General features: G+C 55.4%; 8 protein-coding genes. All 8 read left to right on the top strand.

Annotated features, from left to right (window positions below):
* On the top strand, positions 1-1,137 hold a 1,137-nt coding region (locus tag KOE80_RS17890; protein WP_226349647.1), incomplete at its 5' end, for a hypothetical protein.
* 2 nt (positions 1,138-1,139) lie between these two features.
* On the top strand, positions 1,140-2,864 hold the full coding sequence (locus tag KOE80_RS17885; protein WP_226349646.1) for an Ig-like domain-containing protein: 1,725 nt from the start codon (positions 1,140-1,142) through the stop codon (positions 2,862-2,864).
* 151 nt (positions 2,865-3,015) lie between these two features.
* On the top strand, positions 3,016-5,205 hold the full coding sequence (locus tag KOE80_RS17880; protein ID WP_226349645.1) for a type I secretion system permease/ATPase: 2,190 nt from the start codon (positions 3,016-3,018) through the stop codon (positions 5,203-5,205).
* Positions 5,195-6,454 carry an HlyD family type I secretion periplasmic adaptor subunit gene (locus KOE80_RS17875; protein WP_226349644.1) on the top strand — a complete coding sequence of 420 codons (1,260 nt, stop codon included), beginning with the start codon at positions 5,195-5,197 and terminating at the stop codon, positions 6,452-6,454. The genes KOE80_RS17880 and KOE80_RS17875 overlap by 11 nt, the downstream gene beginning before the upstream one ends.
* A gap of 119 nt (positions 6,455-6,573) precedes the next feature.
* Entirely contained in the window at positions 6,574-8,283 is a 1,710-nt protein-coding gene (locus tag KOE80_RS17870) for a Mur ligase (RefSeq protein WP_226349643.1), read from the top strand.
* Positions 8,284-8,285: 2 nt separating this feature from the next.
* Positions 8,286-9,173, top strand: coding sequence for an alpha/beta hydrolase family protein (locus KOE80_RS17865; protein WP_226349642.1), 888 nt, complete (start codon positions 8,286-8,288; stop codon positions 9,171-9,173).
* Positions 9,170-10,993, top strand: coding sequence for a hypothetical protein (locus tag KOE80_RS17860; protein ID WP_226349641.1), 1,824 nt, complete (start codon positions 9,170-9,172; stop codon positions 10,991-10,993). Before KOE80_RS17865 ends, KOE80_RS17860 begins: the two co-directional genes overlap by 4 nt.
* Positions 10,990-14,061, top strand: coding sequence for a CapA family protein (locus tag KOE80_RS17855; RefSeq protein WP_226349640.1), 3,072 nt, complete (start codon positions 10,990-10,992; stop codon positions 14,059-14,061). Before KOE80_RS17860 ends, KOE80_RS17855 begins: the two co-directional genes overlap by 4 nt.

Raw genomic sequence — 14,061 nt, 5'->3', positions numbered from 1 at the left:
ATGCCGACGCGGATGCTGACGCTGATGCGGATGCTGACGCCGATGCTGATGCAGACGCCGACGCCGACGCCGACGCGGATGCTGATGCCGATGCAGATGCTGATGCCGACGCTGATGCTGACGCAGACGCTGATGCCGACGCCGACGCCGATGCCGACGCTGATGCAGACGCCGACGCCGATGCCGATGCCGACGCCGACGCAGACGCCGACGCAGATGCCGACGCTGATGCAGACGCAGACGCTGATGCTGACGCGGATGCGGATGCTGATGCTGATGCTGACGCTGACGCCGATGCAGACGCCGACGCGGATGCTGATGCCGATGCTGACGCCGATGCTGACGCTGATGCTGATGCAGACGCTGACGCCGACGCCGACGCGGATGCAGATGCTGACGCTGACGCCGATGCTGACGCAGACGCCGACGCCGACGCTGACGCCGACGCTGATGCTGATGCCGACGCAGATGCTGATGCCGACGCGGATGCTGACGCTGATGCGGATGCTGACGCCGATGCTGATGCAGACGCCGACGCCGACGCCGACGCGGACGCTGATGCCGATGCAGATGCTGATGCCGACGCTGATGCCGACGCCGACGCGGATGCTGATGCCGATGCAGATGCTGACGCCGATGCCGACGCCGATGCTGACGCTGATGCAGACGCCGACGCTGATGCTGACGCGGATGCCGACGCTGATGCAGACGCAGATGCTGATGCCGATGCAGACGCCGATGCGGATGCAGACGCCGATGCTGACGCGGATGCCGACGCGGATGCCGACGCTGACGCGGATGCTGATGCTGACGCGGATGCTGACGCTGATGCGGATGCTGACGCCGATGCTGACGCAGACGCTGACGCTGATGCAGACGCCGACGCCGACGCTGATGCAGACGCCGATGCTGACGCGGATGCTGACGCGGATGCCGACGCCGACGCGGATGCCGATGCAGACGCAGATGCTGACGCCGACGCAGATGCAGACGCCGATGCTGATGCTGACGCTGATGCAGACGCAGACGCAGACGCCGATGCTGATGCCGACGCAGATGCGGATGCCGACGCGGATGCTGACGCTGACGCCGATGCTGATGCAGACGCCGACGCCGATACTGATTTTGACGTTGTAGACGTGAACGCTCAGGCAAGTCTGTCATCATCAATCATTTATGAAGATCAAGCCCCAGTTACGGATGAAGACACTAAATTTGATCTGTTTGGGATCAGCGTTGGTTCGGGATTAGTTAATCTTAATATTGGTTCCGGCCACCCATTGGTTGAATTTGAACTTGGTGAGTCTACTAATTCGACCACATTTGATATAGGGATCAGTGGACTACTTGATATTGGGGTCTTGGGCTCGTATGCCGTCATTGTGGAGCGCCAGGAGAACGGGCAGTGGGTTAGACCCGATGATTTAGGGGAGAAATTCAATCAGGGGATTTTGAAGCTAGACCTATTGAACTTGTTCGGGACAGAGGGTAGTTTCACGCTCGACAATTTGCCGGCGGGTGCTTACCGAGCTACTTTGGTTCCCGATCCTGCACTAATCAGTGTCGGTGTTGCGATCACCCGCAATATTTCTGTAAGTGCTACGGATAAGGTGCCGCAAGAAATTATTTCTGTGGATCAGGTGGCTGAGGGGAACTTTATTAGCCAATCCGTATCCGGTGGTGAGCCCGATACGCTGAAAGTTACTTCCGTCACTATTAATGGTCAGGAGCATCCTCTGACTCCAGGAACCCCATTAGAGCTTGAGGGGGAGCATGGCAAACTAGTCATTACAGAGCAAGGGGCCTACACGTACACGCCCAATGCTCAAGCGGGGAATCAGGGGACCGATTCGTTCGTTGTGACGCTAACAGACCTAGATGGAACATCGCATTCAGCTAATCTGATTATTGATGTGTCCATAGATGCCGGCTTGCCCGAGATTGAGTACGGCGAGTCTGTGGTGCCGGGATTCGGCGAAGTCTTGACTGACCACGGGTGGGAAAACCCAGACGAAAACCCGTGGAAGTACGCGGATGCGAATCAACTTACCGAATGGAATCAATCCCAATTGATTGAAGGCGATCGCGTTTTCGGTGTCAGTAGTGATGTTGTAGGTGTGTTTGCCGTCACTCCTCGGGGTGAGTTGGAGGAGAATGCGCTCGCTAACGGTGCCAAATTAGTCTTGGACATTGCTTGGAATAACGGAGAGCTTGCTGAAAAGGGCATTGGCGAATCCACCGTATTTCAGGTGATAGTGGGGGGAGTTGTTTACGCAACGGTAACCACCCCGACTAATGCCAATGGCCCGGCAATTGGTGAACCTGCTTCCATTGTTTATGAGAACGGGGCGAGTGGTAATTTGGTTGCATTGGCTGCGCCGTTGTCCGAGCAAAATGGCCAATCGCCTACGGAGAGTCACGAATGGTCTGCTTGGGAGATTGAACTGCCGGCTATCTCGGGATCCACAGACCTGGTCTTGCGTTGGGAGGTCAAAGGCTCCGATGTTCCAGGGGACACGACATCTGATGACTTGTTCATCAAGAACGTAGAACTGTTGCCAGTTCTCGATGGTCTTGTGTCGGAGGCGGTCATGTTGCCAGAGCATTTTGAGCTGGCTACCGAGACCGGCGCTTCGTTGCTGGAGCCATCGGGCGTGGACGCGTTAGAAGGCATTGAGCTTCAGGAGAGCGATGCTAACGAGGGAGAGGCCACCGTCGATTTGTCTTTCCTTGCGCAAGAGCAAAACAGTTTCGGTGTTCAAGAGTCCACTGACATGGCAGAAACTGCCTTAGACAGTCTGGCTATTGAAGTCGACGTTGTTGATACTCAGGCGCTGGACGATGAGTACAGTGATTTAGTGTAGTTTTTTTAGTGAGCACTGGGCTGCAAAGCCCAGTGCTTTTTTGTCTTTATCCCATTCGCAGTGCCTGTCCGTTTTGCAGACCTTTTTTCACTGCCCTATACGCAGGTCAATGATAAGACGTTTGATCGTTGTATTTCACAAGGATGAATGCATGCCATTGCAGGAAGCCGTATCTGTTGCCTCAGCCTCCGAGGCCAGGCCCCAGGATTTGTACAAACCCTGGATTGACGCTGTTCTGTCCATTGCCAGGCACTACCGTCTGGATGTCTCGCCCCAGAATCTGGAGCTGACAGCCAACTGGTTGAAGACGCGAGACATTGCCTATGTGCTGCGCCGCCTTGCGAAAGAAGCAGGCTTGTACGTCAAACCCGTCACCTTAAGTGAAAGCGATCTGAATATTTGGCGCCTACCCTTGCTGGTGCAGCTGGAAAGCGGCCAGGTTGGGGTGGTGGAGCAGATCAATGAAGGCGGATTGCTGGGTATCCGTTATAGCGGCGATGAAGGGCTGCTTAGCGAAGTGGCGGTTGCTGATCTGTTGAGCAATGTACGGGCGGCGTTTGTGATGCGGCCCATTCATGCTGTGGCTGACGCCCGCGTCGATGACTACGTCAAACCTTTTGAGAGGCATTGGCTCAAGCAAATTGTTTTTAGTGACTGGCGCCCGTACTCCCATTTGTTTGTGGCGTCTTTTCTGATCAATGTGTTGGGGTTGTCCGGGATTCTGTTTACCCGACAGGTCTATGACCGAGTGATTCCGGCCGAGTCCTATCCAACCTTGTATGTGCTGTTTAGCGGGGTGATGGTCGCGCTGGTGTTCGCTTTTATATTCAGAATTGCCCGCAGCAAGGTTATTAACATGCTGGGAAAGCGGGCCGATTTACGCATATCTGATCGGGTCTATGGTCGTGTGTTACGCATTCGCAATAGCGACAGGCCGCAGTCCACTGGCAGTCTGATTGCCCAGGTTCGAGAGTTGGACAGCATCCGCGAAATGCTGACTTCTGCCACCGTTACCTCCTTGGTGGATATTCCGTTCTTTGTGTTGTTCTGTGTCGTGTTCTGGTATCTGGCGGGCAACCTGGTGTTGGTGCCTTTGATTGCCGTGGTGTTGATGATTACTCCCAGCTTGCTGGCTCAGCCGCGTTTGCGTCAGTACGCCAGCCAGTCTGCTCGCGAAGCGAGTTTACGCAATGCCATTTTGGTGGAAGCGGTGCAAGGCTACGAGGACATCAAAACCACCCAGTCGGAGCTGCGCTTTCAGAATCAGTGGAATAACTTCAACGCTGCCAGTGCAGATGTCGCTTTGAAGCTGCGCTCTTTGAATAGTTGGCTGAGCAGTTGGAGCAGTACGGTGCAAGGTTCGGTGTTTGCTTTGATCGTGTTGTTTGGCGCGTTCAAAGTGATTGATGGTGAACTGAGCACCGGTTCGGTGGTTGCCGCTTCCATTCTGGGGACACGCATGTTAGCGCCGATGGCCAAGCTGACAGGTGTTCTGTCTCGTTGGCAGCAAACCAAGGTTGCCATTGCTGCGATCGACAAGCTGATGAGCCTGCCTACTGATGATGACACTGCGCAAGAAGGGCGCATTCATGTTGCCAATGTTCGTGGCAACTATGTGTTCAAAGATTGCCAGATCAGCTACCGCTCCGACAATCCTACTCCGGTCTTGTCCATTAAGGATCTGCAGATTCGTGCTGGTGAAAAAATTGGCATTTTGGGACGTAACGGGGCGGGTAAATCGACCTTGCTGCAAGTGTTATCCGGTCTGCTGATCCCGTCTGAAGGCACCGCCACGATAGAGGGCGTCAGTCTGGCGCATATCGATACGGCAGATTTGCGGCGTGATATGGGCTTGCTCAGTCAGAGCGCATCGTTGTTCTACGGAACCATACGCGACAACATTACCTTGGGTGCGCCGCTGGCCAGCGATCAGGACATCCTGAAAGCTCTGACCATGACCGGTGCCATCGAGTTCATTCAACGTTTGCCTACCGGCCTTGATCATGTCTTGACCGAGGGTGGGAAAGGCCTGTCGGGCGGACAACGTCAGGCCTTGCTCCTGTCGCGCCTGATTCTGGCCAATCCGGATGTGGTGTTGCTGGATGAACCTACTTCAGCCATGGATGACGCCAGCGAGCGGCACTTTATTCGCCATCTTCAGCGCTGGGCACAAGACAAGACTCTGGTTATGGCCACGCACAAGCTGCGCATGCTGGAACTGGTAGACCGCATTCTGGTGGTCAGCAACGGCAAGATCGTGATGGATGACAAGAAACAAGTCGTGCTGGACAAGCTGGCTCAAGGCGCAAAGAAAAAGCAGGAGCCCGCCAATGACAACTAAGAACTCAAACAAACCCAAGAGCTCGGATAAGTCGGATCAAAGTCTGGACGCGGTTTTGCTCTTTGACCCCAATCGGGATCAGCACCAGTATCAGGACGATGTAAGCGAAGCGCAGATTGTGCGCTCCAACCGCATTATCTGGTTCTTTGGTTTGCTCCTGGTGGTGCTGATTGCCTGGGCCTACTTTGCGGAGTTGACAGAGGTTTCCTCGGGAACCGGCAAGATCATTCCCAACTCGCGCGAGCAGGTTATTCAGTCCCTGGAGGGCGGGATTATTTCCCATCTCTATGTGCGCGAGGGCGACATTGTGGAGCCGCAGCAAATTCTGGCTCAACTGGATCTGACTAAAACAGAAGCGAACGTCGGTGAAAGTGCGGCCAAACACAGGGCGGCAGTAGCCAGCGTGGCACGACTGGAAGCTGAGGTGAACGGCACCAAGTTGAGCTTCCCGGAGTCCTTGAACGAGTTCCCCTCGTTGATCCAGGCCGAAACGCGCTTGTACAACACGCGCCAGGCCGGCTTGAATGAGTCCATATCAGGCCTGAGGCAGTCCTTGGGCATTGTCAGCGAAGAGTTGCGCTTGACCCAGTCGCTTGCTAAAGCCGGGGCTGCCAGCCATGTGGACGTACTCAAGCTGCAACGTCAGGTGTCGGAAATTCGTTTGAAGATTACCGAGCGCCAGGCCGAATACATGGTGAAAGCGCGCGAAGAGCTGGCGCGTGCCAAGGCCGAGGCGGACTCTTTGGAAGAGGTCATTCGTGGACGTTCGGACTCGCTGTCCCGCCTGACTTTGCGCTCGCCCGTGCGCGGTGTGGTGAAAGATATCGAAGTGACGACGCAAGGTGGGGTGATTCCACCCAATGGCCGCCTGATGGTGATTGTGCCTATGGAAGATCAGTTGCTGGTGGAAGCACGTATCTCGCCGCGTGACATTGCCTTTATCCGGCCAGGTCTGGAGGCCAAGGTCAAAGTCACAGCCTATGACTACTCCATTTATGGCGCCTTGAATGGCGAGGTGGTGACTGTGTCACCCGACACGATTCAGGACGAAATCAAACCCGAAGTTTTTTATTACCGCGCTTTTATCCGTACCACTGATGACGCTTTGGTGAACGAGGAGAGCGGCATTCGTTATCCCATTGTGCCGGGGATGATCGCCACGGTAGATATCAAAACGGGGGAGAAAACGGTTTTTGATTATTTGATGAAGCCGATTACTCGGGCGCAAGAAGCCATGCGGGAGCGCTGATATGAAGGAAGCCTGGAATAGATGCGTGCCTTCAGCCCTTAGCTTGGCAGCAGAGTGCGGCTGGCATTTTCACCATTTCAGTGCTGCGATTTCTCGCTTATCACGGACGAGTTTTAACAATGATGAAATATGACATGGATGTGCAGGACAACGCGGTAGCGGGTGCCGATTTGATCGCTTTTGAAACTCGGCTGGCAAGTCTAAAAGCGGCCCTGACGGGTAAGTTCAGCCTATTGGATGCGCCCTTTCCGGCTGTCACCCTGGTTTTTGCGGTATCTGATGGTACCGCTAGAGCGGTTACGGCGCAGGGAAGCGGCGCGGATTTGGATGCTGCCTGGGATCTTGCGACAGCGGCGTTGAAAAAGATCATGGCTCGGCGCAAGCTGCGTGGACGCTTCCTGCGTGTTGATTGGGTCGAAAAAGCTGAAACATGGACTTGGGATCTGTTACGTAAGCGCTTGCGCGAGGTGAAGAGGAACTATTGCCGCAAGGGAATTGCGCTGGATCGTAGTTTTAGTCGGCTTTTCTTTGAGATGGAGATAAATGCTCAGGCCATGCTCTATGGCGGCAATCAGGTCAGTCATTGTGTTCTGAACGAAAATAACTTTCAGCTAGCCGCCCAGCAGAAATATGGTGTTGGCACCTCCGTTGATTTCCAGGGAGATGGTGAAGTCTATATTCTGGAGACTGCGGGTCTGTTCTGCGGGGAAGATGGGATTGTCCATGAGCTCTATGGCAATGGTCGCAATGCAGGTCGTCGCAAGATCGAATCGCTTGATGATGAAACCCTGGCCGATATCATCAGGAATTCGTCAGATTTTCTGGCGCGTCAGGTCGATAAGGAGGGGCGCTTCGTCTATGGCTACCATCCTTGTTTTAACCGCCAAATCCCAGCCTACAACGCGTTGCGCCATGCCAGCACGACCTATTCGATGTTGGAGGCCTGGGAAAAGACGCGGCAGCCAGAGTTGCTTGCGGCGATTGAACGCGCTCTTGATTATCTGACCACCCAGTTCATCCGAGACTGCGACGACAAGGCTTTTGTGGTCGATACCGGCAATGAGATCAAGCTGGGGGCCAATGCCACTGCCATCCTGGCAATGACGAAATACAGCGCCGTGCTTGGTTCGGACCGCTTTGCAGCGTTGATGGAAAAGCTGGCTCTGGGGATCTTGCATATGCAGGCGCAGGACGGCTCTTTCACACATGTACTGACATGGCCCAGCCTCGAGGTGAAAGAGAAGTTTCGTATTGTTTATTACGAGGGAGAGGCTGCCTTTGCCCTGATGCGGCTTTACAGCTTGACGAAAGACGAGCGGTGGATAGGCGCGGTGGAGAGGGCATTTGGCCACTTCATCGAAAAGGACTACTGGAAACATCATGACCACTGGCTCAGCTATTGCACTAACGAGTTGACGCTCTACCGTCCCGAGTTACGCTACTTCCGTTTCGGGATCCAGAATTTCGAGGGCTATCTGGACTTTGTTCTACAAAGGATTACGACGTTTCCGACCTTGCTGGAACTGATGATGGCTGGGCGCAAGATGCTTGACCGTCTGAAGGCTATGCCCAATGGAGCAGATATTCTGGCCGGGCTGGATGAGGCGCGATTTGATCAGGCGTTGCACTTCCGTGCAGCTTATCTGCTGAACGGGCACTTCTGGCCGGAGTACGCGATGTTCTTCCGCAATCCAGACCAGATTCTTGGTTCTTTTTTCATCCGCCACCATGCGTTTAGGGTGCGGATTGACGACGTGGAGCACTATCTTTCGGGGCTGGTGGCTTATGCGGGTTTGTTGGAGGCCAGGGCTTCAGGAGACGCTGTCTGACCATGAAACGCCTGATCATTTCTATTGCCCTGTTATTACTTTCAGCGGCCCACGCCTGGGCAGAGCAGGCTTTGTCCTGGGGCGGGCAGCCCTCAAAAGATCGTTGCGATTTATCTGCAGGCGGAGTCTGGACGGAATATGCGGGTGGTGTCGCGTGCCTGCGCTATTTCGTGGGGGGAGAGATCGACGGTGCTCCAGTGGTCATTGTTGTCTTGCGCGGTGATCGTGATACTTGGCTGAAGCGCGATCCGCAGGATATTCCCCAAAACACGGCCAGCGCTCAGACAGCGCTGGCGCGCTCGCTCTCTGAGGAGATGGGTTTTCCAGTTGTTGTGATCTCGCGCCCCGGGACATATGGTGCTAGCGGAGACCACCGTCGTCGGCGACAGGCCGAAGAATTTCTCGCGATTGACGGTGCGTTGGACAATATCCGGGCCGATCATCGGATAGGGCGCTTCGTGCTCTTGGGACATAGTGGGGGGGCAACGGCAGGTGCTGCGTTGCTGACGATGGGGCGCGACGATATTGCATGCGCAGTGCTGACTTCAGGGGCTTTCGGCCTGCTGGAACGTGCTGAAGTTTTGCGCGAGACTGCCGGCAAGCCGTCGCGCCCAGGCCTGGATACGACCGGATTGCGGGCTCCCTATGATCCGCTGGATCATCTGGACGGGGTAGTGGTAGATCCAACTCGTCGCATTGTCATATTGGGCAACTCACATGACCGGGTGACGCCTTTCTATCTGCAGAAACGTTTCTATCAGGGGCTACGGGCTGGGGGGCATCGGGTGGAGTTGCGCGAGGCAGATGCCAGCGCTCCCGCTTATCACAATCTGACGGGCAAAGCTGGGCCGCGTGCGGCAGAGGAGTGTGCACGAGAGGTCACTCCGTGATTGCGGCACTGACCCAAAGGGCGAAGAGCCAGGTGTTGGCGGTGTGGCCGCCTTCTGTTTTGCACTGGCTATTTCGAATTGGGCGGGTTGTACAGGCCGAACTGGCCTGGCCTTTGCCGGTTTACATCTTACTTTTCATCCTGTCAAAAATTACCCTGCTGCTTGCGCTGCTTTTGCCATGGAATATTCTCGCTACGCTCAGCCTGGGCCAGAGTTCCTTGCGACTTGAAATGATCTTCGGTCAGCTCGCTTCGGGTGTCGTTGTGGCAATTCTCATGGCGCTGGTTTTGGTCTGCTTTGGTGTGCATCTGGCCGCCGAGGCGCTAGGGGCAGAGATGTGTGAACGGGCCTCCGCGACCATTCTTGATCGGCATAGCAAGCTTGGCTTGTCCGAATCACTGCGTAGCAACGCCGCCAGTGATTATCGTCGGATACTCAGGCTGTTTGCCATGCTCGCCTACAGCACCATCGCAGTGGTTCTGATCGGGATCGGCTATCCAACTTTACTCATTATTTTGGTTGGCTATGTCATTTTGGGAGCCTTGGTGGTGGCTATGTTGCCGCCAGCATCCCCGCAGGGAGTTTCGTCAGAACTGCGGGGCAGGGCTTGGTGGGGGACAGGTTTCATTTGTCTGGTTGGCTGGGTCATCCATGACGCTTGGCGCGGCACTATGCCATCTTTTTGGTCCGTGTTCTTTTCGCTGCTACTCGCCCGCCAAACATTAATTTTCTTGATGATGTCTGCGTCTACTCTTGGTGTCTTATGGCGCCGTCGAGAGCGTGTCGAGGCCCTATTTGTGGCGGACCGTCCTTTCATGACACAGAGCCGTCAGGAGGCCGGGCTTACCGAATTGTTGACAGAGGATCGTCGAGATGCCTGGCTGTCGCCTTTACTTGCAGAAATGAGCCCGGAGCGTCTGTCACTTGATTTGGCGGCAACGCAATGGACTGAGCAGGGCAGGGTCGCCTACCTTGTCGCGCGTCCTGAAAATTCCGGTGATGACCATAGTCTGATGATCCGTCTTTTCCATCGCTCGGTGGTTGGGATGGGACACCATGAGGCTGAACTTCTGGCGCATGGTACCCAGAATTGGCCGGCTCCGACGTTAATTGGAAAGCGTGATGTCGCCGGTAATCTCGCACTGATATTTCGCTGTTGGGGGGAGTGCGAGTGGGCTCCTCCAATGATGAATCGCAACGACACGCTGGCTTTGCGTGGGCAAATTCTGGGATGTGAGGTCCCTGACGATCTTGCCATGCGCTATTTGAGATCCCGGTCGCGTCTTCCGGATAGGGCCACTGCGATTAACTGGCCGATGTTTTCGGGGATGGCGAGAACGGCCAGCGAGGTCGCTGATTGCACCAGGTTAGAGGCTGCTTGGCCGCAGTTGATGCAATGGTTGCGGCATCGGCCCTCGCAGATCGTACTGCCAAAGATGGCGGCGCGCCGTATGGCGCGTGGTTCTAACGGGGGACGGCTGATCTGCAACTGGACGCTCTGGCAATGGGAGCCTCTTGGATTTGACTGGCCATGGTGTGAGCGCCCGGAACAGGATTTGCAGCAATGTCTTGATGTGGCAGCGCAATTGCGTCCATCGTTAGCAGATTGCCTGGTCGAGGATGTTTTGCTGGTTGCAGTTGTGGCCAGCTTCACAGATCGCAGTGAGATGGGCGCTTTCAGTGCAATGCTCGATATGCTTCTACCGCTTGTAAATGCGGTTGAGCGCTGTGGACTGCTGTATGTTGATGCTCGCGAACATGCGGGCGATGCTTACGCGCATGGGCCAACTAGGCCTCTAGCGCAGGAGGAAGGTAAGTGAAAAAAGCGCGTATGAGTAATAACAACAAATCTGAACGGACCGTTACGATTGCCTGGGGGGGGGATGTGAATATCGGTCGGCGGTTTCATTATCGGTTTGGGGCCGCCAATGCTCGGAATGCTCTCTCCCGAATTAAACCGTTGGTAGAAGCTGATCTCGGCATTGTGAATCTTGAATGTGTTGTCGCCACCAGCGGCACGGAATGTGTCGATAAGGGAGAGAGGTCTTCCTATTATTTCCGTGCTCGCCCCGAGATGATCGACACACTGATCCGTGGTGGTGTCGATATCGTAGCGACAGCCAACAATCACAGTGGTGATTACGGCCCTGACGCATTGGTAGAGCAAGGTGAGTGGCTTGATGCTGCCGGTATTGGTCACGCAGGGTCGGGGCGCACACGGGAAGAAGCGTTTCGACCCGTTTTCCGTCGCGCAGGGGGGCTGGATGTCGCTTTTTTCGCGCTGGATGCGACACAGAAAAGCTTTGCTGCTGGCGAGGAGACACCCGGCACCGCATGGCTAGACCCGAAGCGACCACAGGAATGGGCTGACATCATGGCTCCCCGTATCGTCGAGGCCCGGAAAAAGGCAGACATTGTCCTGATTGCGATACATTGGGGGGCAAACAACCTCCACCAGCCCGACGCCGCCGAGATCGCAGGTGGACATGCCCTGATCGATGCTGGTGCAGATGCGATACTCGGCGCTTCGGCGCATCTTTTGCAGGGGATCGAGATCTACAAGGATCGTCCGATCTTGCATGATGCCGGGGATCTACTCTTTGATGCGCTGACGCGACCCGACAAGGACAGTGGCATTTTCACGCTGGAAATGGATCATCGAGGAGTGACGGGGGTGCGATTCCTGCCGCTCGAGGTAGGATTTTGCCGTACATTGCCGTTGGCGCCAGAGGCGGCGGCCGAGGCGCTGAGCAAGTTTTCAAAGAAATGCCTTGCGCTAGGCACAAAGTGTGAAAGCACACGAGAGGGAGAGGCTTATGTAATGCTTTCTCCTCCCAGGCGCGCGCGTCTCCCCGCTCGTCCGGCCCCTACATTGCCGACTGCAGGACCAATTTCGGCGCTTCGCAAAGCGCGCCCAGAATGGTTGGCCGACGAGGTGCCGGCGGATGCCCGTCTGGTAGAGCCGTTACGCATCGGACCGATGGAGCTTTTGGGCCTGCGCGTTTCACCTGAGCATCTGAATCGCATCGGGCTGATCTCTGTGGAATCCTGGTGGCGTGTCCCTGATGCCGTCGATTGCGACTGGCGCATCGACTTTCGTGCAGAGCCAGCCAAGCCCGGACCGGTCGGGGCCTGGGGGCTTGGGTGCTCGCATGATCCTTGTGATTGGATGTGGCCTGTCAGCCGTTGGGAGCCGGGCCAGATCTATCGTGATTTCTACACATTGCGGCCCTCCGTGGTCCGTAATTGGCTTGATGAGACGTTGACACTTTCGCTGGGGCTGGTGAGCTATCTCGGGAAAACTGAACGCATCCAATTGCCACACCAGGTGCGGTTCGAATTATCGCCCAAGGCAGGTTTTGCTGTGCTTCGTGCCTACCCTGCTCAATATGAAGTCCCCGCGCTTGAGACGATCAGCCCTACACCGGAAATTCTCTGGACGGCAGATCAAATTGAAGAAGTGACGGGGGGCACATGGCTGGTGCGCCCACCCGAAGGCTGGTTTGTGCGCTCGGTGACGCATAAGTCTCGTCAACTCGGGAACGAGGGTATAAAAGCGCCGACACTTCTTGCAGTTATTGATCAGCGCATGGCAATGCGGCATGAATTGTCGGATTTCACTGCTGGGAAATACTGGGATATCCGGGATCGCTTGCCGATGTTGCAACACAAGCTTGCCGGCGCGATGGTGGCACGTCCCGTCGAAGGACTGAAGCCGGATTTTCCTTTGCTACAGGTCTCGGATCCTCTCCATGCACTGATCCAGCTTGGAGCTGTCGCGCGAAACCGGATGAAGGGACATGTCGTCGCGATAACAGGCAGTGCGGGAAAGACTTCGCAAAGTCTGATGCTCTCAGCGGCGATGGGCAAGGATCGCAAGGTGATCTCTAACTCCGTGCTGAACTACAATTCGCGCGTCGGTATCCTTCATTTGCTGGCGAATACACCGGCCTCTACGGATGTGGTCGTGGTCGAAGCAGCCGTCACCGCCATCAATGCACCGAAATTCCAGAATATTCGTCTTGTGCGCCCTGATATCGGGATCGTGACCAATATCGCACCTTCGCATATAAGTGGACCGGGATTGGGGCTGGATACGGTTGCGCGGCGAAAGGCGAATATTGTCGAGGGTATCAATCCGGGCGGGACCTTGCTGCTTAACCGGGAAATAGAGTTCTACGATATTTTCCAGCAACGAGCAGCTCAGCGTGGCGTACATGTCATGACCTTTGGTCAGTCCGAAGATGCGGATCTGCGCCTCCACCACTACGATCAGACCAGTGGCCGCGTTGAGGCAGCTCTACCGGATGGCAGACAGTTGGCCTACCACCTTGCCGCGCCAGGCTTGCACATGGCGATGAACAGCCTTGCCGCAATCGGCGTGCGGTTATTACTGGGTGGTGATTTGGACATCTTCCTTGAGGGGCTGACAGCGTTTCAGCCTGCCGCGGGGCGTGGAGCGGTATCTCAGGTCGAATTCGAGGGGCGAAACCTCACGGTTGTTGACGAGTCCTACAACGCAAATCCGGTTTCGATGAAGGCTGCCATTTCAACATTCGGCAAAATGAAAGTCGAGGGCCGTCGCATCCTCATCCTTGGAGATATGGCCGAACTGGGGGCGGACGCCGCGCGTTACCACCGGGAACTGACACCACATATCCAGGGAATACAGGCTGATGCGATCTTTCTATGCGGAAGTTTGATGGCAGAGCTGCAGGATGAACTCAACGCCCATGAAAATACTCCTTTAAACACGCATTACAAGAGCGTTGCAGACCTGATTCCTGATCTTGCAGAAAAGCTGAAATCTGGCGATTCAATTTTGTTAAAGGCATCAAATTCAGTCGGGATGGATAAAGTTTTTAGACACCTTTCAAGTTTGAAGTAG

It is taken from the genome of Alcaligenes sp. 13f, from assembly GCF_020496585.1.
Taxonomy (GTDB): Bacteria; Pseudomonadota; Gammaproteobacteria; order Burkholderiales; family Burkholderiaceae_B; genus Alcaligenes; species Alcaligenes phenolicus.
The sequence above is the reverse complement of the archived record's forward strand: the minus strand, read 5'-3'. Positions and strand labels throughout refer to the sequence as shown.